The sequence below is a fragment of the Variovorax ginsengisoli genome, from assembly GCF_030811835.1.
GTDB lineage: Bacteria > Pseudomonadota > Gammaproteobacteria > Burkholderiales > Burkholderiaceae_C > Variovorax > Variovorax ginsengisoli_C.
On record NZ_JAUSRO010000002.1, the window covers coordinates 332,862 to 352,720 of the forward strand.

Sequence of the window (19,859 nt, forward strand, 5' to 3'; positions counted from 1 at the left end):
CCTTTTGCTTTCCCTTTTCCCTCGCAAGCCCATTCATGTCAGTTTCCACCCACGGTCTTCGCGTTCGGCGCGGTCCCCAGGCGGTTCGCGCCACGGTGGAGCTGTTTTCGTCGATGCGCTTTGCCATCGCGCTGCTCACGATCATCTGCATCGCCTCGATCATCGGCACGGTGCTCAAGCAGCATGAACCGCTGGGCAACTACGTCAACCAGTTCGGGCCTTTCTGGGCGCAGGTGTTCCGTGCGGCCAGACTCGACACGATCTACAGCGCCTGGTGGTTCCTGCTGATCCTGCTCTTCCTGGTGATCAGCACGTCGCTGTGCATTGCGCGCAACACACCGCACATCCTGAAGGATCTGCGCACTTTCAAGGAAGGCATTCGCGCGCAGAGCCTCAAGGCCTTCGGCCAGCGGGCCGAGGCGGCCCTGGATGCAGCACCGCAGGCCGAGGCCCAGCGCATCGGCCGGATGCTCTCGGGCGGCGGCTGGAAGGTCAAGCTGCAGCACCGCACGCAGGAAGGCCAGTCCCAGGGCTGGATGGTGGCCGCGCGCGCTGGCGGCGCCCACAAGCTGGGCTACATCGCCGCGCATGGTGCGATCGTGCTGATCTGCGTGGGCGGGCTGTTCGATGGGGATCTCGTGGTCCGTGCGCAGACCTGGTTCAACGGCAAGAGCGTGTACACCGGTGGCGGGTTGATCGCCGATGTGGCGCCCGAGCATCGCCTGTCGCCGGCCAACCCGACCTTTCGCGGCAACATCCTGGTGCCCGAGGGCGGCCGTTCGAGCGTGGCCATCCTCAACCAGGCCGATGGTGTGCTGCTGCAGGACCTGCCGTTCTCCATCGAGTTGAAGAAATTCATCGTCGACTACTACTCCACCGGCATGCCCAAGCTGTTCGCCAGCGAGGTGGTGTTGCACGACCGCGCCACCGGCGAGCAGGTGCCCGCGCGCATCGAGGTCAACCATCCGGCCAGCTACAAGGGCGTGGAGATCTACCAGTCCAGCTTCGACGACGGCGGTTCGGGCGTGAAGCTCAACGCGGTGCCGATGGCCATGGGCGTGAAGCCTTTCGAGATCGACGGCACCATCGGCAGCAGCGCCGAAATCGACGCTGGCGGCAGCAAGCTCACGCTGGAATACGTCGCGCTGCGGGTGATCAACGTCGAGAACTTCGCCGATGGCGGGCCGCTGTCGAGCGGCGCAGACGTGCGCAAGGTCGACCTGCGCAGCGACATCGAATCGCGCCTCGGTGCCGCCAACAAGACGAACAAGCCCAAGACCCTTCGCAACATCGGACCGAGCTTCGGCTACAAGCTGCGCGATGCGGCAGGACAGGCACGGGAATACCAGAACTACATGGTGCCGGTCGACACGGGCGACGGCCAGCCGGTGTTCCTGCTGGGCGTGCGCGAGCGGCCGGAAGAACCGTTTCGCTATCTGCGCGTGCCGTCCGACGACCAGGGATCGATGGCCGGCTTCACCCGCATGCGCAGGGCGCTGGCAGACCCTGGCCTGCGTGCCCGTGCGGTCGAGCGGTATGTTGCGCGCGCCACCGATCCGAAGCGTCCGGAACTGGCCGCGCAGTTGCGCGTGTCGGCCGCGCGGGCGCTCGACCTGTTCGCCGGTGCCGAGCGCGCGAAGAACGACGCCGTCAGCCAGGGCGGTTGGCAGGCGATTGCTGAGTTCATGGAAGCCAACGTGCCCGAGGCCGAGCGCGAGCGCGCGGGCACGGTGCTGGTGCGCATCCTGAACGACGTGCTGTTCGAGGTGCTCAACCTGAGCCGCGAATCGGCGGGCCTGGCCGCGCTGCCCAGCGATTCGGCATCACAGGCCTTTCTCACGCAGGCGGTGCTGGCCATCAGCGATGCGCATTTCTACCCGGCACCGGTCGCCCTGATGATGACGGACTTCAAGCAGGTCCAGGCGAGCGTGTTCCAGGTGGCGCGCGCACCCGGCAAGAACGTCGTCTACCTGGGCTGCTTGCTGCTGATCGTCGGCATCTTCTCGATGCTCTATGTGCGAGAGCGCAGACTGTGGGTGTGGCTGACGCCGCGTGAACCCATGGCCGACCCCCCTGGCGGCGCGGGCGGCAGTCAGGCGACGATGGCGTTCTCGGTGAACAGGCGCACCATGGACACCGACCGCGAATTCGACAATCTCAAAGACAAGCTGCTGGCCATCAAGAAGGAGACAGCGTCATGAACACCACGACCCTCAGGCTCAACGACAGCTGGCTGTCGCGCCGCAACCTGTTCGACTGGGTGTTTGCCGCGCTGGTGGCCGCCGGAGGGCTGTTCGCCTTCGCGCGCTACGGCGCGTCGATGGACTATTACGAAAAGCCCATCCTGCTGGCCGCACTCGCCGCCATGGTCTGGCTCGGCTGGTTCTGGCGGCCGCTGCGCGTGCTGGCGGTCGTCGTGGCCGCAGCCAGCATCCTGGCCGTCAGCTCCTACCAGGGCGACCTGGCGCGCGCCGACACGGTGTTCTGGCTCAAGTACTTCCTGTCGAGCCAGTCGGCCATTCTCTGGATGAGCGTGCTGCTGTTCATGAGCACGACCTTCTACTGGCTCGGCCTCTTCGGCGGCAAGCAGGGCGATGCGATGGAGCTCATCGGCTCGCGGCTGGCCTGGGCCGGCGTCACCATGGCGCTGATCGGCACCATGGTGCGCTGGTACGAAAGCCACCAGCTCGGCCCGGACATTGGCCACATTCCCGTGAGCAACCTCTACGAAGTGTTCGTGCTCTTCGCCTGGCTCACGACCGCTTTCTATCTGTATTTCGAAGCGCGTTACCGCACACGTGCCATCGGGGCCTTCGTGATGCTGGTGGTGAGCGCGTCCGTGGGTTTCCTGCTGTGGTACACGCTGGTTCGCGATGCCCACGAGATCCAGCCGCTGGTGCCGGCGCTGCAGAGCTGGTGGATGAAGCTGCATGTGCCGGCCAATTTCATCGGCTACGGCACCTTCTCCCTCGCGGCCATGGTGGCCTTCGCCTACCTCATCAAGGAGCAGGCCGACGAGACGCGCTGGTACAGGCTCACACCGATCTGGCTGCTCGGTGTGGCGCTGTGCTTCGTGCCTGTGGCATTCCGCCAGCGCGTGCAGGAGGCGGGTGGCAGCTACTGGGTGGTCTACGCGGTCATTTCCGCGCTGATCGCCGCGGGCATCCTGATGGGGCGCAAGCGCATCGCCGCCCGGCTGCCGGCCAACGAGGTGCTGGACGACGTCATGTACAAGTCCATCACCGTGGGTTTCGCGTTCTTCACCATCGCCACGGTGCTGGGTGCCCTGTGGGCAGCCGACGCGTGGGGCGGTTACTGGAGCTGGGACCCGAAGGAGACCTGGGCGCTGATCGTCTGGCTCAACTACGCCGCCTGGCTGCACATGCGGCTGGTCAAGGGCTTGCGCGGCACGGTGGCGGCCTGGTGGGCCCTGGCAGGCCTGGCGGTGACGACGTTCGCATTCCTGGGAGTGAACATGTTCCTGAGCGGCCTGCACAGCTACGGCACGCTTTGAAACCGAAAGCCCCCGCGCCGCGTAAACAACACAGGTTTGGCAAAAATGCGGGCTGTGTTTCCCGCAATCGAAAGGCGCCCCATGCTGATTCACCGCCGCGACAACGGCTTCCTGCACCCGGTTTCGAGTGAGATCACGCCGCGCAGCGCCTACGAAGGCCGCCGCGACATGCTCAAGCTGCTGGCCACCGGCGCGGCCGGTACCGCGCTGGCCTCGTGGGCCTCGCGCGACGCGCTCGCCCAGACGGCTGCGCCCGGCAAGCTCCCCCCGTTGAAGGGCGCCAAGTCATCCGTGCCGGGCGCCCAGGCCATGGACAAGGTCACCGATTACAAGGATGCGACCACTTACAACAACTTCTACGAATTCGGCACCGACAAGGCGGACCCGGCCAGGAATGCCGGCACGCTGAAGACGCGCCCCTGGACCGTCGAGGTCGAGGGGCTGGTCAAGAAGCCCGGCAAGTACGGCATCGAAGACCTGCTCAAGCTCAGCGCCCAGGAAGAACGCATCTACCGGCTGCGCTGCGTTGAAGGCTGGTCGATGGTCATTCCGTGGGTCGGCTATTCGCTGGCCGAACTCATCAAGAAGGTGGAACCCGAAGGCAATGCCAAGTACGTCGAGTTCCTGACGCTGGCCGACCCGAAGACCATGCCCTTCGTCGGCTCCCGCGTACTCGACTGGCCCTATGCCGAGGGCCTGCGCATGGACGAGGCCATGCATCCGCTGACGCTGCTGAGCTTCGGCATGTACGGCGAGGTGCTGCCCAACCAGAACGGTGCGCCGGTGCGCATCGTGGTGCCATGGAAGTACGGCTTCAAGAGCGGCAAGTCGATCGTGAAGATCCGTTTCGTCGAAAAGGAGCCGGGCACCGCATGGAACAAGGCGGCTGCCAACGAGTACGGCTTTTATTCCAACGTGAACCCCAACGTCGACCACCCGCGTTGGAGCCAGGCGACCGAGCGCCGCATCGGCGACGGGGGTGGGCTGTTTGCCAAGCGCACCAAGACGCAGATGTTCAATGGCTACGAAGCCCAGGTCGGCCAGCTGTACGCGGGCATGGACCTGAAAAAGCTGTTCTGACCACCCTGCGCCGATGAACAAACTGTTGCTGAACCCGGCCATCAAACCGGCCGTGTTCCTGCTGTGCCTGCTGCCTTTCGCGTGGCTGGTCTATGGCGCGTTCACCGACGGGCTGGGCGCCAATCCTGCGGAATACCTGATCCGCGCGACTGGCGACTGGACGCTGCGCTTCATCTGTATCGTGCTGGCAGTGACGCCCCTGCGCGTGATGACAGGGCTCAATGCGCTGGCCCGCTATCGCCGCATGCTGGGCCTGTTCACGTACTTCTACGTCGTGGTGCACCTGCTGAGCTACAGCTGGTTCGACATGGGCTTCGAGCTGGGCGAAATCGCCAAGGACATCGCCAAGCGCAACTTCATCCTGGTGGGCTTTGCGGCCTTCGTGCTGCTGACGCCGCTGGCTGCCACCTCGTTCAACCGGGCCATCAAGGCCATGGGTGTGCGCCGCTGGCAGCGGCTGCACAAGCTGATCTATGCGATCGCCGGCCTTGGCCTGCTGCACTTCTTCTGGATGCGCGCGGGCAAGAACAACTTCAATGAAGTGTTCGTGTACGCGGGAATCATCGGCCTGCTGCTGGCCTGGCGCGTGTGGAACCACTGGCGCAAGAAGAATGCGCCGACGCGCTCCGCGGCGGCGCGCGTTCAACCGTCCAAGTAAGGGCCGCCTCTGAACGGCACGCTGGCTGCACGTGGCCGCGAAAGCAGGCCAGTGGTCAAGCCTGTTCGCTGCGCAGCTGGTCTTCGATCGATTCCCTGCGACGGATCAGCGTGGCGCGTTCGCCGCTGACCAGCACTTCGGCGGCGCGGCCGCGCGTGTTGTAGTTGCTGGCCATCGACATGCAGTAAGCACCGGCAGACAGCACGGCCAGCAGGTCGCCCGCGCGCACGGCCAGCGCGCGATCGCGGCCGATCCAGTCGCCGCTTTCGCACACCGGGCCGACCACGTCGTAGATCGTTGCGTCGGCCACCCCGCCCACCTCGTTGCGTGCGACAACGGGCACGATCTGGTGGAAGGCCTGGTACATGGCCGGGCGCGGCAGGTCGTTCATGGCCGCATCCACGATGCAGAAGTTCTTGTCTTCGCCCGGCTTGGTGTAGAGCACCTCGGTCACGCAGACGCCGGCATTGCCGACCAGTGAACGGCCCGGTTCCACCACCAGCTTGCGGTCGCCGAAGCCCCGGGCATCCAGGCGCGCGAGCAACTGCTTCCACAGCACATCGGCGGCCGGGGGGGTGTCATGGTTGTAGTCGATGCCCAGGCCACCACCGAAGTCGAGGTGGTGCAGCGCGATGCCTGCATTTTCGATGGCTTCGACCAGGTCCAGCACGCGTTCGAGCGCGTCCAGATAGGGCGAGGCTTCGGTGATCTGCGAACCGATGTGGCAGTCGATGCCCAGCACGCGCAGGCCCGGCAGCGATGCCGCATGCTGGTAGACGGCCAGTGCGCGGTCATGGGCCACACCGAACTTGTTGCCCTTGAGGCCGGTGGAGATATAGGGATGCGTCTTTGGGTCCACATTCGGATTGATGCGGATGCTCACCGCCGCCCGCTGGCCTTCTTCCAGTGCCACTGCGTTGAGCACTTCGAGTTCGGCTTCGCTCTCGACGTTGAAGCAGGCAATGCCCGCGGCGAGGGCCTGACGCATTTCGGCGCGGGTCTTGCCCACGCCCGAGAAGATGACCTTGGCCGGATCGGCGCCAGCCGCCAGCACGCGCGCCAGCTCGCCGCCCGAGACGATGTCGAAGCCGCAGCCGGCTTCGGCGAACACGCGCAGCACGCCCAGCGATGAGTTGGCCTTCATCGCGTAGCAGATGAGCGCGTTGCGGCCTTCGAAGCCGCGCTGGTAGGCTGCGAGCGCGTCCAGCATCCACTGGCGCGAGTAGACGAACAGCGGCGTGCCATGTTCGGCGGCCAGCGCAGCCAGCGACTGGCCTTCGATCTGGAGCGCGTCGCCGTGGCGGGCGATGTGGGGGTGGCCGGGGAGGGCGGGCAAGGTCACTGGTTGGTTCCGGAGCGTGCAGGTGCGCTGCTGGCAGGCGCGGGCACCGGCGCGGCGGCCGGCGAAGAGGTGTCTGGTACTGGTGAGGCGGGAGCCGCGGCCGGCGTTGCCGTCTCTGTCTTGCCGAGCGACGGCAACATCAGGCTGGGCAGTGTGGCGCGGTTTGCAGCGGCCGGATCGGTCGGCAGGTACAGCGGGCCTTTGAGCCCGCAACCGGAGAGTCCGACCCCGAGCGCGGTGAGGCCGGCTGCGGTCACTAGAATTTGACGAACATTCAACATGGTGAAATTGTATGACCGACCCTGAGTACATGGACCGCGCGGAAGCGGCATTGGCCGCCATCGAGCAGGCTTGTGACCGTCTCAACGACGCGCTGGATGTCGATCTCGACAACCAGCGGGTGGGAGGGATGATCACGATCACGTTCGCCAACGGGAGCCAGCTGATCGTGAATCTGCAGAAGCCGCTGCAGGAAATCTGGCTGGCCGCGCGCTCTGGCGGCTACCACTACCGCCATGACGGCACCGCCTGGGTCGACACCAAGACGGGCGAGGAGTTCTTTGGCAACCTCTCGCGCGAGGCGACCCTGCAGGCCGGCCGGCCGCTGGCATTCACGCCGGGCTGACCGCATCCGGCGGTCGCCACCGCGTCAATTGCGAAACAGGTCGAGGATCTTGTTGCGCTCTTCCGGGGGCGGATTCGGGCTCACCGGGGCGCCCGTGAGCGCTTCCACCGGCTGCACGGGTGCCTGGTCCAGGCCCAGCGATGCCACGCCGCGTCCCGGCGCGTAGTCGTCGAAGTACCACTCGCCGCCCACGTTCACGACGCCGGCCGGCGGTGTGGCCGTCAGGTCGGTCACCGGAACACCCTTGAGCGCAGTTTCCATGTAGCTGATCCAGATCGGCAGGCTCAGCCCGCCGCCGGTTTCACGGTCGCCCAACTTGCGCGGCGTGTCGTAGCCCATCCAGGCGATGGCGGCACGTGTGGGCTGAAAGCCGGCGAACCATGCGTCGAGCGAGTCGTTGGTGGTGCCGGTCTTGCCGTAGATGTCGGTGCGCTTGAGCGTGGCCTGCGCCTTGGCGGCGGTTCCGCCGCTGGCTACCGACTGCAGCAGGCTGTCCATGATGAAAGCGTTGCGCTGCGGGATCGCGCGTACCGCTTCACTGAGCAGCGGCGGCTGCGTTTCCACCAGCACCTTGTCCTTGTGGTCGGTGATCTTGGTCACCAGGTAGGGCGTCACCCGGTAGCCACCGTTGGCGAACACCGAATAGGCCGTGGCCATCTGCATCGGCGTGACCGATCCCGCGCCCAGCGCCATGGGCAGGTAGGCCGGGTGCTTGTCCTTGTCGAAGCCGAAATTGGTGATCCAGTCCTGCGCGTAGCGGGTGCCGATCGACTGCAGGATGCGCACCGACACCAGGTTCTTCGACTTCATCAGTGCACGGCGCATCGACATGGGGCCCTCGAAGCCGCCGTCGTAGTTCTTGGGTTCCCACGGTTGGCCACCGGTGGTGCCGGCGTCGAAGAACAGCGGCGCATCGTTGATCACGGTGGCGGGCGAAAAGCCCTTTTCCAGCGCGGCCGAGTAGATGAACGGCTTGAAGCTTGAGCCGGGCTGGCGCCAGGCCTGCGTCACGTGGTTGAACTTGTTCTTGCCGAAGTCGAAGCCACCGACCATGGCCTTGACCGCGCCGTCGCGCGGGTCGACAGCCACGAAGGCCCCTTCGACCTCGGGCAGCTGGGTGATTTCCAGCGTGTTCTTCGGTCCGCTGCGCATCACGCGAATGACTGCGCCGCGGCGGATCTTGATGTTCGGCGGCGCCTTGTCGGAAAGCCCCGATTGCGCTGGCTTGAGGCCTTCGCCGGTGATCGTCAACACCTCGCCGTTGGCGCGCACTGCAGTGATTTCCTTCGGACTCGCCTTGAGCACCACGGCGGCCATCAGGTCGCCGTTGTCGGGATGCTCGCCCAGTACGTCGTCGACCGCGTCATCGATTTCCTTCGGCTCGGTAGGTAAATCGATGAATTTCTCGGGGCCGCGATAGATCTGGCGGCGCTCGTAGTCCATGATGCCGCGACGCAGCGCCTTGTAGGCAGCTGCCTGCTCGGTCGAGACCAGCGAGGTGTAAACCTTCAGGCCGCGCGTGTAGGTGCTGTCGCCGTACTGGGCGTACATCAATTGGCGCACGGTTTCGGCCACGTACTCGGCATGCAGGCGGTTCGGATCGGCGGCATCGCGCAGGTGCAGCTCTTCCTTTTTCGCCTCGGCTGCCTGCTCGGCGGTAATGAAGCCGGCATCCTGCATGCGGTCGATCACATACAGCTGGCGACCGCGCGCGCGCGTCGGATTGTTCACCGGATTGTTGGCTCCCGGCGCCTTGGGCAGACCTGCCAGCATGGCGGCCTCGGCGATCGTGATGTCCTGCAGCGGCTTGCCGAAATAGGCCTCCGACGCTGCGGCGAAGCCGTAGGCGCGGTTGCCCAGGTAGATCTGGTTGAGGTAGATCTCGAAGATCTGGTCCTTGCTCAGCAGGTGTTCCAGCTTGAAGGTCAGGAGGACCTCGTAAATCTTGCGCGTCAGCGTTTTCTCGGAACTCAGATAGACATTGCGCGCCACCTGCATGGTGATGGTCGACGCGCCCTGGCTCTTGACCCGGTTCAGGTTGGCCAGGCCGGCGCGGACCATGCCCTTGTAGTCGACGCCGCCATGGTCGTAGAAGCGCGCGTCTTCCGCGGCAAGCACGGCGTCCTTCATGACCTTGGGAATGGTGGCGATCGGCGTGAGGTTGCGGCGCTCCTCGCCGAATTCGCCGATCTGCACGCCATCCGATGAAAACACGCGCAACGGCAACTTGGGCCGGTAATCCGCGAGTTCGGAGATGTCGGGCAGATTGGGGTAGGCCACTGCCAGCGCAACGGCGAGCACGCAGACCGCTGCCAGCACGGCCGCCGCTGCTAGGCCGGCACCCCAGATGAAGATCCGCAGCACCCATGTCGCCGCCGCGGAGCGTTGGGGAACAGGGGGTCTGTGGGGGGGGGTGGAACGCGGGGATTCAGGCATGGGTGCTTTGAGAGTCAACCGGACATTATAAAAACCGACCCCGATTTCAGGGCCCCTTTCATGTCACCAGTGCTGCCGAATGGGCTAAATCGACGCCGAACTTGCATTGAAATACGTTTATGTCCACTTTTTGGCAGCGGATCGAAGCGCGTTGAGGTCGAAAGCTTCATTTTCGGAGCACGCTGCTAGCATGAATCTGAGCGAGATGTTTCGAATACTTACAAGCGCCTTGGGGAGGCTCTATGGGGCAGTTCAGTTTCTGGAGGAGGCGTTCGTCGGCGCTGCAAATGGGTCTCGATATCGGGTCGTCCAGCGTCAAGCTGGTTGCGCTGGCGCGCCTGAGTGCCGGTGCCTGGTCGCTCGTGCATGCGGCGGTCGAGCCGTTGGAGCCCGGCACGATCGTCGACGGACAGATCGAGCGTTTCGATGACGTGGCGCAGGCGGCCCGGCGTGCGGTCAGCCGCAGCGGCACGCGTGCACGCGATGTCGTGCTGGCGCTCCCTGCCGCGGCGGTCATCCAGCGTACCGTCCGGGTGCATGGCGGCTTGACCGGCGCCGCGTTGGAAGCCCAGGTCGCGCAACTGGCGGCCTCCTTCCTGCCATTCCCGCTTGACGACGTGTGCCTGGATTTCCACGTGGCACCCGAGGCGGTGCCCGATGCAGAGGGGCGCATCGATGTTCACGTCGCGGCGGCTCGGCGCGACCGCGTCCTTGATCGGCAGGCGCTGGCAGAGGCCGCGGGGCTGCGCGCCGTGTGCCTGGACATCGAATCGTGCGCAACGCAGCGTGCGCTCACCGCGTGCGACGACCGGGCATTGACGTCACCATCGACATCGGATGCGATCCAGGGGCTGTTCGACCTGGGCGCCGGCGCGGCCCGGCTGCAGGTGCTGCGAGGCCGGGAGACGCTGTACGAAGGCGAGCAGCCATTCACGCAGATGGACGTCTCGGCGTCGGACGGGCAGATCCCGGGGCCTGACTGCGCCGTCGCCGCGCTGGCTCAGGATATCGCGCAGGCGTTGCAGGTCTTTCGACACAGCACGACGCATCCTGTGCTCGACTGCGTGGTCCTCTGCGGCGGCGCAGCCCTGCTGCCCGGTCTGGCCGACAGGGTGTCGGCTCAGAACGGCCTGCCATGCGCCGTATTGCAGCCGTTCAAGGGCATGGTGCTGGGCAAGGGCCTGGAACGCGGTGGCATTGATGGGGTGCGCGATGCGCCCCACCTGGCCGTTGCATGTGGCCTGGCGCTGCGCGAGGTCCCACCGTGAGGCAGATCAACCTGTTGCCGCACCGAGCGCAGGCCCGGGCCGCGCAGCGCGCGCGATTTCATCGTGCAATGGGTGCGGCGGCGCTGCTGGCTGTGGGCGCTGCCACCGTTCTCTACGCGTTCGTGCACCTGCAGACGGAGCGCCAGCGGGCCAACCAGCGGTTGTTGCAGACGGCGATCGCAGGGCTCGATGCACAGATTCTGGCCGGGGCGACGCAACGCGCCCAGCTGGAACGCCTGATGGCGCGTCAGCGCGCGCTGGAGGCCTGGCAGGCCGAGCGGAATGTGCCGGTGCAACTGCTCGATGAACTCGCGCGGCGCATGCCCGACGGCGTGCAACTCACCCGCCTGGCGCAGTCGTCGCAGCCGGCCGTGCAGCAGGTCGTGCTGCACGGCCGTGCGCTGTCGAGTGAACGGGTGCACGGCCTGCTGCGCCAACTGGACGGCGCAGACCCCTCTACCGGCTGGCGCATGCGCGCGGGTCTGGTCGAGATCACGGGCGCCCCCGTGCCACCAGGTCCGCAGGCCACGCGATCCGCTGCCAGCTTCACCTTGCAGGTGGGTCTGTTGCCGCCGGACGCGTCGCCCGCGGCAGGCCCATGAGACGCGAAGAGTCGACGGGAGCATCGACACGCCATCTGGCGGCGTGGCGTGACGCGTTGGCGGTGATCGACGTGCGCGCGCCGTCCAGTTGGCCGGCGGTGCTGCGCCATGCGCTGTGCGTCGCCGTCTTTCTCGTGGTGCTCGGGTTGCTCGGCATCGTCTGGCTGGCCGAGGCGCTGGACCTCCGGGATGCCCAGCACCAGCGTTCGGTCGAGTTGGGGCGGGAACACGAGCGCAAGCGGGCCGAGGTGAAGCCGCTGGCCGCTCTGGCATCGCAGCGCGCACAGGCCCAACGGCAGGTGAACGCGTTGGAAGGGCAACTCGTGGGTGCGACTGAACTCGACGGGCTGCTGGCCGACATCCACCAGGCCGGCGCCGCCAGAGGTCTGCAATTCGCGTTGCTGCGGCCGGACCCCGTGATGCTGGCGGCAGACCATGCCGAACAGCCCGTGGCCTTGCGTCTGACGGGGCGTTACCACGACATCGGCACCTTCGCCGCCGACCTGGCGCGGCTGCCGCATCTGGTGAACCTGGGGCCGATGGTGCTGGAGCCGCAGCCGGACGGCCTGCTCGCCATGACCGGGACAGTGCGTGTTTTTCGGCGACTCGATGCCGTCGAGCAGGCCGCGCGCAAGCCCGATCCGGCGGCACAGGAGCCTCCGGTGCCCAGACAGGAGAAAGTGCCGAGCCCTGCCTCCCGACGGGCAGCGGTCGTCGTCGCGCCGCTGGCGCTCTTCACCCCTGCGCCCTACCTGGCCGTCGACACACTCGATCCCTTCGATGCCCGCAAACTCGCGCGCGCGCAGGGTGCGCCGGCCTTGTCCAGCGTGCCGTCGCCTGGCCTCGACCCGCTGGAAGCGGTTCCGCTCGACGCCATCGAATGGGTCGGTCGAATGCGGCGCGCCGGACGTACGGTGGCGCTGGTCGAGGTCGAGCGAAAGCTCCATGTCGTGCATGTCGGCCAGCACCTTGGGCCGGACCGGGGGCGCGTGGCGCACATCGGTGACGACACCCTCATCGTGAACGAGCAGGTGCAGGACACCAGTGGCGCCTGGGTCGAGCGGCAGGTCACGCTGCACATGCGCGTGGCGCAGAAAGAAAAAAAGAAATGAAGACCTTCCAGAATGGGTGTGCCCGGAGACGCGCGACGCATGTCGACGTCGGGGGTGGAGCGCGTCAAGCGTGGGCTGTACGCGTGGCGGTGAAGGCACTCGTGGGTCTCGCGCTCGCCTCGGCCTTCGCCTGGAACGCGGCCGCGGCGAACCGCAGCGTGGCGTCTTCTGTGCCCTCGGCGACCGCGGTGCCCTATCAGGGTGACCTGCTCTCGCTCGACTTCCAGAGCATCGAGATCCGCGAGGTACTCAAGGTCATCGCCGACTTCACGCAGATCAACATCGTGACGTCCGATGCCGTCAGCGGCGCGCTGACGCTGCGCCTCAAGGACGTGCCGTGGGACCAGGCGCTCGACATCATCCTTCAGGCCAAGCGTCTGGGCATGCGTCGCGATGGCAACGTGATGTGGATCGCCACGCAGGAAGAACTTCGCGCCCGCGAGAAGCAGGACTTCGAGGCGCTGGCCGCCATCGAGCATCTGGAGCCGTTGCGGACGCAGTCGTTCCAGCTGAACTATGCCAAGGCGGCGGTCATCGCACAGGGGCTGACGGGCGCCGGCATCGGTGCGTGGGCGGGCGGCCCGGTGAGCAACTCTGGCAGACCGGGTCAGCGCGACGCCGGCGGTGACGGTATCGGCGGCGGCCGCGCCGAAGGCATGGCCAGCACTGCGCGCCTGCTGAGCGCGCGCGGCAGCGTGATCGCCGAACTGCGCACCAACCAACTCTTCGTCACCGACATCGCCGCGCGCCTGGCCCAGGTGGCGGACCTGGTGCGCCAGCTCGACATTCCGGTGCGCCAAGTGCTGATCGAGGCGCGCATCGTCGAAGCGGCAGACAGCTTTGGCAAGTCGCTGGGCGTGAAGTTCGGCGGCGGGGCGGTCGATGCACGAAGCGCGATCGGCAACCCGGCCCCGTCTGCCGCAGGCGGCCCGGCGTCTTTTGGGCAGAACAATTTCGTCAACCTGCCCTCGCTGGGCGTGGGTGGCAACACGGCGGGCAGCCTGGCGCTGTCGCTTTTCGACGCCAGTCTCACGCGCATGCTCAACCTGGAGATTTCCGCGCTGGAGGCGGAGGGCAAAGGGCAGGTGGTGTCGAGCCCGCGCGTGGTGACGGCCGACCAGACGCGTGCGCTGATCGAGCAGGGCACCGAGCTGCCCTACCAGGTCGCGACGGCCAGCGGCGCGACCTCGATCGCCTTTCGCAAGGCCAATCTCAAGCTGGAGGTCACGCCGCAGATCACGCCCGAAGGCCGCATCATCCTGTCGCTGGACGTCAACAAGGATTCGGTGGGGCAGGCCACGACGGCCGGTTTTGCGATCAACACGAAGCACATACAGACCGAAGTGCTGGTGGACAACGGCGGCACGGTCGTCATCGGTGGTATCTTCGAGATCACCGAAAATAACGACGAGTCGCGCGTGCCGGTACTGGGTGAAGTGCCTTACCTGGGGGCACTGTTCCGTACGCGCAACCGTAGTTACAACAAGACCGAAATGCTCGTCTTTATCACGCCGAAGATGATTACCGAACGCTACGCCGCGCCCTGACGCGCGGTGTTCACAGGCACGCGTGGCGGTCGCACTCGTCGGATTGCCCGGCGCCGGCAAATCAGCAATAGGCCGGCGTTTGGGGCAGCGTCTCCAGCTCCCTTTCGTTGACAGCGATCACGAGATCGAGTCGCGCATCGGATGTTCCATCCGTGATTTCTTCGAGCGCGAGGGCGAGGCCGCCTTTCGCGATGTCGAACAGGCCGTCATCGCCGACCTGGCCCACACCGAGCAAGGCATCGTTGCCACGGGCGGTGGTGCCGTGCTGCGCGAAGCCAACCGTCAATGCCTGCACACGGGTTTCCATGTGATCTACCTGCGTGCCACGCCGGAAGACCTGTTCCGCCGGTTGCGCCACGATGTCAAGCGGCCGCTGCTGCAGGTCGCCGACCCGCTGGCGCGGCTGCACGACCTGCACGCCGCGCGCGACCCGTTTTATCGCGAGGTGGCGCACGATATCGTCGACACCGGACGACCGTCACTCGCCATGATCGTCAACATCATCGTCATGCAGCTCGAACTCGCGGGCGTCGTGGCGCCGGTGGACGATCCCGACGCTCCGCGCGCCTGAACCCCGGCGCTGCTGTCCTCCTGCGCTCGTACGAGGGTGGGAACCTCTAAACTCGCGGGCATGCCATTGCCCCATCCGTCCGCCGCTGACCGCTTGTCCTTCGTTCCCGGCGCCACCGAGCGCGTCGACATTCACCTTGCTGACCGCAGTTATCCGATCCTGATCGGGACGGGTCTGCTGGACGACCCGGCCAGCTGGGCTGCAGTACCCACCGCCACCAGCGCGCTCATCGTGACCAACACGACGGTGGCGCCGCTCTACGTGGAGACGGTGCGGCGTGCCATCGGCGGGCGCTTCCGGCAGGTGCACGTGCTGGAGTTGCCCGACGGCGAGGCCTACAAGACCTGGGAAACGCTCAACCTGGTATTCGACGCGTTGCTCCGGGAGGGCAGCGACCGCAAGACGGTGCTCTTTGCGCTGGGCGGTGGCGTGGTGGGCGACATGACCGGCTTCGCCGCAGCCAGCTACATGCGCGGCGTGCCCTTCGTGCAGGTGCCGACCACGCTGCTCGCGCAGGTGGATTCGTCGGTCGGCGGCAAGACGGCCATCAACCATCCGCTGGGCAAGAACATGATCGGCGCCTTCTACCAGCCGCAACTCGTGCTGTGCGACCTGGCCACGCTGGCCACGCTGCCGGCGCGCGAGCTGAGCGCCGGCCTGGCCGAGGTCATCAAGTACGGGCCGATCCACGACATGGCTTTCTACGACTGGATTGAAGAGAACATCGACGCGCTGGTGGCGCGCGAGCCCGCCGCGCTCGCGCATGCGGTCAAGCGCAGCTGCGAGATCAAGGCGCTGGTGGTAGGGCAGGACGAGCGCGAGGCGGGGCTGCGCGCCATCCTCAATTTCGGCCATACCTTCGGGCATGCGATCGAGTCGGGCCTGGGATACGGCCAATGGCTGCACGGCGAGGCCGTCGGCTGCGGCATGGTGATGGCGGCCCATCTCTCGCAGCGCCTGGGCGGCGTCGATGCGGCTTTCGTCGCACGGCTGACGCGCTTGGTCGAGCGTGCCGGCCTGCCGGTGGTGGGGCCTGCGCTGGGTGCCGAGCGGTACCTCGAGCTGATGCGCATCGACAAGAAGTCCGAGGGCGGCGACATCCGTTTTGTGGTGATCGACCGACCGGGTTCGGCCGTCATGCGCGGCGCGCCAGAAGCCATGGTGCGCGAGGTGCTGGCGCATTGCTGCGCTGCCTGAGCCTACGTCACGCCCGACTCGTCACGCCATGCGCCTCGCGCCCTACGCCAGCCAGCCCGCCCAGTCGCGCGGTCGTCGCCATCCGGAGCCGCCCGCGCCCACGCGCGACGACTTCCAGCGCGATCGCGACCGCATCGTGCATTCCACCGCATTCCGCCGTCTGGTCTACAAGACGCAGGTGTTTCTCAACCATGAGGGCGACCTGTTCCGCACACGGTTGACGCATTCGCTGGAGGTCGCGCAACTGGGCCGTTCGATTGCGCGTTCGCTCGGTCTCAACGAAGACCTGGTGGAGGCGATCGCACTCGCGCACGACCTGGGGCACACGCCGTTCGGACATGCCGGGCAGGACGCGCTGGACGCGTGCATGGCAGGGCATGGCGGTTTCGAGCACAACCTGCAGAGCCTGCGCGTGGTCGACACGCTGGAGCACCGCTATCCGCAATACGACGGCCTGAACCTGAGCTTCGAGACGCGCGAGGGCATCCTCAAGCATTGCGCGCGCGCGAACGCCGAACGCATCGAGGCCGCCGAGCCCGGTGGCGTGGCCCGGCGCTTCATCGACCGCACGCAGCCAAGCCTGGAAGCGCAACTGTGCAACCTGGCCGACGAAATCGCCTACAACGCGCATGACATCGATGACGGCGTTCGCTCCGGGCTGATCGGGATCGAGCAACTGGCCGAGGTCGAGCTGTTCGAGCGCTACCGCTGCGAGGCGGTGGCGGAACATCCGCAGCTCGACGGTCGGCGCATGCTCTACGAAACCATCCGCCGCATGCTCAGCGCGCAGGTGTACGACGTGATCGACGCCACGCGCTCGGCCCTTGCCGCCGCCGCGCCTGCCGATGCCGATGCGGCACGCCGCGCGCCGCCGCTGGTGGGCTTCAGCCCTGCCATGCGCGCGCAGTCGATCGCACTCAAGCGCGTGCTGTTCCGGGACCTGTACCGCCATCCGCAGGTCATGCAGACCACCGTGCGCGCGCAGGCGGTGGTGCAGGACCTTTTTGCGGCCTACCGGGCCGACACGGGCGAGATGCCCGTGTCCTTTGCCTCGCGTCCGGACGCGTCGCGCGCCGTGGCCGACTACATCGCCGGCATGACCGACCGTTACGCCCTGCGCGAACACGAGCGGCTGACCGGACAGGTCTGGCCGGCATGAGCGCACCGACGGCCGCACGCAGCGTTCGGCCCGCTGCCACGTGGGCGGTGGTGCTGGCCGGCGTGAGCGCATCGCTGCACCTGGGCAAGCTGCCGCCCGCGGTGCCCGCGCTTCAGGCCACGCTGGGCATCACGTGGGTCGAGGCGGGTTTCCTCCTGTCGCTGGTGCAGGTGGCGGGCATGCTGCTGGGCATGGCGGTCGGGCTGACGGCCGATACCCTCGGGTTGCGCCGCAGCATGCTGACCGGGCTGGCGGTGCTGACCGGCGCGAGCGTGCTCGGTGGACTGGCCGGCACGATCGCGGCCGATCCGCATGGCAGCCGTGCGGCCGTGCATGCCTTGCTCGTCCTGCGCGGGATCGAAGGCCTGGGCTTCCTGCTGGTCGTGATGCCGGCGCCGGGGCTGATCCGCGCCTTCGCCACGGCCGGAACCGAAAAAAAGGCGATGGGATGGTGGGGTGCCTACATGCCATTGGGCGTGGCGCTGGCCCTGCTGGTCGGTCCGGCGCTGATCGGCGCCATTGGCTGGCCGGGCTGGTGGTGGGCGCTGTCGCTGGTGTCGGCCGGCGCCGCGGTAGGGGTGCGCACCTGCGTGCCGCCGGATGTGCGCGACGTCGCCCGGCGCGATCAAACCGCTGCTTCCGGCTGGCGCACCCGCCTTCGCGAAACGCTCGGCGCGCCCGGCCCATGGCTGGTGGCGCTGGCGTTTGCGGTCTACTCTTCGCAGTGGATCGCCGTGATTGGTTTCCTGCCCGCCATCTACGCGGGCGTCGGCGTGCCTGCTGGCTGGAGCGCCGTGCTGACGGCGCTGGCCGCAGCGCTGAACATCGGGGGCAATCTGGCCGGCGGACGGCTGCTGCAACGCGGGATTCCGCCCGGCCGACTGCTGCGATGGGGTTACCTCGCGATGGCGTTGGGCAGCGTCGCGGCCTTCGCGCAGGTCGGGCAGGGGGCAGGCGCGCTCGGCCTGCCGCCCGCCCTGCGCTATGGGGCCGTCTGCCTTTTTTCACTGGCGGGCGGCATGATTCCCGCCACGCTGTTCTCGCTGGCGGTGCGCCTGGCCCCCGGGCCCGCCACGGTATCGACCACCGTCGGCCTGGTGCAACAGGCCTCTGCCCTGGGCCAATTCGTGGCGCCACCGGTGGTGGCCTGGCTGGCCCACCGCGTCGGTGGCTGGCAATGGACCTGGGCGCTCACGCTGGCTTGCTCGCTGGCGGGCGCTGCGCTGGCTGCACGGCTGGCGCATGCGTCGGCGCGCGCTTCAACCTCGACGCCTTCAAGGTAAATCCATGACCCTGCATCCGGACGCCATCGCGGCGACAATCGACGCCGTTCAGGCCGAGGCCGACATGCGCCACTGGTTGACGCGTGCGGTGATCGGCCTGAACCTCTGCCCCTTTGCCAAGGCGGTCCATGTGAAAGGGCAGATCCACTACGCAAGCTATCTGCCGGCCGACGAGGCGGGCCTGATCGAGGCACTGCTCGACGAGGCGCAGGCGCTCCTTGCGTGCGACGCTTCGCAGCGCGACACCACCCTTCTGATGGCACCCAACACCTTGGCGGATTTTCTGGACTTCAACGATTTCACCGGCCGCGCCGAGCGACGCCTCGCACGTGCGGGCTACGACGGCGTACTGCAACTGGCGAGCTTCCATCCCCGGTTCCAGTTTGGCGGCAGCGCGCCCGACGACATCGCCAACGCGACCAACCGGGCGCCCTATCCCACGTTGCACCTGTTGCGCGAAGACAGCGTGAGCCGTGCGGTCGATGCCTTCCCCGAGGCCGATGCGATCTTCGAGCGCAACATCGAAGTGCTCGAAGCGCTTGGCGCTGAGGGCTGGACGGCACTGGACGTGGGTCGGGGAGGAGCGTCCCGATGAGCAAGGCACTGAAGGCCGCCAAGGCCGAAGCAGACGTGCTGCAGGAACTGCGGCCGGGCCAGTCGATTGAGCTGCTCAAGAAACTGCACATCCTCACGCGCGAAGGCCGGCTGAACCAGGATTCGCGGCGCAAGCTCAAGCAGGTCTACCACCTGTTCCAGTTCATCGAGAAACTGCTGCGTGAGCTGCCGGGCGAGGGCGCGCAGGCCACGCTGGCCGACCACGGCGCCGGCAAGTCCTACCTCGGCTTCATCCTCTACGACCTGTTCTTCAAGGCGCGCGGCGGCCATGTGTATGGCATCGAGACGCGCAGCGAGCTCATCGAGAAATCGCGTGTGCTGGCCGGCCAGCTCGGTTTCGGCCGCATGTCCTTCCTGAACCTGACGGTGGCCGAGTCGACCCACGCCGACGGGCTGCCCGCGCAGATCGACGTGGTCACCGCACTGCATGCCTGCGACACGGCCACTGATGACGCGATCGCCTTCGGCCTGGCCAAGAAGGCGCGTTACATGGTGCTGGTGCCTTGCTGCCAGGCGGAAGTCGCCGCCTGCCTGCGGGAGACCAAGGTCTTGGCGCTGTCGCGCACGCCGCTGGCCGAGCTCTGGCGCCATCCGCTGCACACGCGAGAAATCGGCAGCCAACTCACCAACGTGCTGCGCTGCCTGTACCTCGAAGCCCATGGCTACCAGGTCACAGTGACCGAGCTGGTCGGCTGGGAACACAGCATGAAGAACGAGTTGATCATCGCGCGCCGCACGGGTCAGGCGAAGGCGGGTGCGGCCGAGCGGTTGAAAAGCCTGCTGGCGGAGTTCGGCCTGTCGTCGCTGCTCGATACCCGCTTCCGTCTGCAATGAAGTTTGAAAACGCGCG

General features: G+C 66.8%; 17 protein-coding genes and 1 pseudogene. 15 read left to right on the forward strand and 3 right to left on the reverse strand.

The genetic code is table 11. From position 1 onward, the window contains the following. The first annotated feature begins 35 nt into the window (after positions 1-35). The 4 genes from J2W36_RS03740 to msrQ all read left to right on the forward strand — a co-directional run bounded on the left by J2W36_RS03740 (position 36) and on the right by msrQ (position 5,252). Positions 36-2,201, forward strand: a complete 2,166-nt coding sequence (locus tag J2W36_RS03740; protein WP_307688321.1) for a cytochrome c biogenesis protein ResB — start codon at positions 36-38, stop codon at positions 2,199-2,201. Continuing rightward, on the forward strand, positions 2,198-3,514 hold the full coding sequence (ccsB, locus tag J2W36_RS03745) for a c-type cytochrome biogenesis protein CcsB (protein WP_307688322.1): 1,317 nt from the start codon (positions 2,198-2,200) through the stop codon (positions 3,512-3,514). The genes J2W36_RS03740 and ccsB overlap by 4 nt, the downstream gene beginning before the upstream one ends. Positions 3,515-3,595: 81 nt before the next feature. Next, positions 3,596-4,594: a protein-methionine-sulfoxide reductase catalytic subunit MsrP gene (gene msrP, locus J2W36_RS03750; protein ID WP_307688323.1), complete on the forward strand. Its 999-nt coding sequence runs from the start codon at positions 3,596-3,598 to the stop codon at positions 4,592-4,594. A gap of 13 nt (positions 4,595-4,607) precedes the next feature. Next, entirely contained in the window at positions 4,608-5,252 is a 645-nt protein-coding gene (gene msrQ / locus J2W36_RS03755; protein ID WP_307688324.1) for a protein-methionine-sulfoxide reductase heme-binding subunit MsrQ, read from the forward strand. 55 nt (positions 5,253-5,307) lie between these two features. On the opposite strand, the gene lysA is transcribed toward msrQ, so the two are convergent. After that, a complete protein-coding gene (lysA, locus tag J2W36_RS03760) occupies positions 5,308-6,594 on the reverse strand; it encodes a diaminopimelate decarboxylase (protein ID WP_307688325.1) in 1,287 nt (428 codons plus the stop codon). Beyond that, positions 6,591-6,875: an LPS translocon maturation chaperone LptM gene (gene lptM / locus J2W36_RS03765; RefSeq protein ID WP_307688326.1), complete on the reverse strand. Its 285-nt coding sequence runs from the start codon at positions 6,873-6,875 to the stop codon at positions 6,591-6,593. The genes lysA and lptM overlap by 4 nt, the downstream gene beginning before the upstream one ends. Positions 6,876-6,886: 11 nt before the next feature. On the opposite strand from lptM, the gene cyaY reads away from it, so the two are divergent. Then, a complete protein-coding gene (cyaY, locus tag J2W36_RS03770) occupies positions 6,887-7,219 on the forward strand; it encodes an iron donor protein CyaY (RefSeq protein ID WP_307688327.1) in 333 nt (110 codons plus the stop codon). A gap of 24 nt (positions 7,220-7,243) precedes the next feature. On the opposite strand, the gene J2W36_RS03775 is transcribed toward cyaY, so the two are convergent. Continuing rightward, positions 7,244-9,655, reverse strand: a complete 2,412-nt coding sequence (locus J2W36_RS03775) for a penicillin-binding protein 1A (protein WP_307688328.1) — start codon at positions 9,653-9,655, stop codon at positions 7,244-7,246. Between the two features lie 287 nt (positions 9,656-9,942). Between J2W36_RS03775 and pilM the strand changes: the two genes are divergently transcribed. The 10 genes and pseudogenes from pilM (at position 9,943) to J2W36_RS03825 (ending at position 19,843) form a co-directional block, all read left to right on the forward strand. Continuing rightward, positions 9,943-10,923 carry a type IV pilus assembly protein PilM gene (gene pilM, locus J2W36_RS03780; RefSeq protein WP_307688329.1) on the forward strand — a complete coding sequence of 327 codons (981 nt, stop codon included), beginning with the start codon at positions 9,943-9,945 and terminating at the stop codon, positions 10,921-10,923. Next, positions 10,920-11,525 carry a PilN domain-containing protein gene (locus tag J2W36_RS03785; protein WP_307688330.1) on the forward strand — a complete coding sequence of 202 codons (606 nt, stop codon included), beginning with the start codon at positions 10,920-10,922 and terminating at the stop codon, positions 11,523-11,525. Before pilM ends, J2W36_RS03785 begins: the two co-directional genes overlap by 4 nt. After that, complete coding sequence (locus J2W36_RS03790; RefSeq protein WP_307688331.1) at positions 11,522-12,637, forward strand: pilus assembly protein PilP; 1,116 nt, start codon at positions 11,522-11,524, stop codon at positions 12,635-12,637. Before J2W36_RS03785 ends, J2W36_RS03790 begins: the two co-directional genes overlap by 4 nt. A 188-nt stretch (positions 12,638-12,825) precedes the next feature. Then, positions 12,826-14,184 (forward strand): annotated as a pseudogene (locus J2W36_RS03795) (type IV pilus secretin PilQ); the annotation flags it as partial. A 22-nt stretch (positions 14,185-14,206) separates the two neighbouring features. Further along, positions 14,207-14,755 carry a shikimate kinase gene (locus J2W36_RS03800; RefSeq protein ID WP_307688332.1) on the forward strand — a complete coding sequence of 183 codons (549 nt, stop codon included), beginning with the start codon at positions 14,207-14,209 and terminating at the stop codon, positions 14,753-14,755. A 60-nt stretch (positions 14,756-14,815) separates the two neighbouring features. After that, entirely contained in the window at positions 14,816-15,952 is a 1,137-nt protein-coding gene (gene aroB / locus J2W36_RS03805) for a 3-dehydroquinate synthase (RefSeq protein WP_370869248.1), read from the forward strand. A gap of 28 nt (positions 15,953-15,980) precedes the next feature. Continuing rightward, positions 15,981-17,111 carry a deoxyguanosinetriphosphate triphosphohydrolase gene (locus J2W36_RS03810; RefSeq protein WP_307688334.1) on the forward strand — a complete coding sequence of 377 codons (1,131 nt, stop codon included), beginning with the start codon at positions 15,981-15,983 and terminating at the stop codon, positions 17,109-17,111. Next, on the forward strand, positions 17,108-18,394 hold the full coding sequence (locus J2W36_RS03815; protein ID WP_307688335.1) for an MFS transporter: 1,287 nt from the start codon (positions 17,108-17,110) through the stop codon (positions 18,392-18,394). The genes J2W36_RS03810 and J2W36_RS03815 overlap by 4 nt, the downstream gene beginning before the upstream one ends. A gap of 4 nt (positions 18,395-18,398) precedes the next feature. Continuing rightward, a complete protein-coding gene (locus J2W36_RS03820) occupies positions 18,399-18,989 on the forward strand; it encodes a DUF1415 domain-containing protein (protein WP_307688336.1) in 591 nt (196 codons plus the stop codon). Continuing rightward, positions 18,986-19,843 (forward strand): class I SAM-dependent methyltransferase, encoded by an 858-nt coding sequence (locus J2W36_RS03825; protein WP_307688337.1) that lies wholly within the window; start codon positions 18,986-18,988, stop codon positions 19,841-19,843. Before J2W36_RS03820 ends, J2W36_RS03825 begins: the two co-directional genes overlap by 4 nt. The last annotated feature ends 16 nt before the right edge of the window (positions 19,844-19,859 follow it).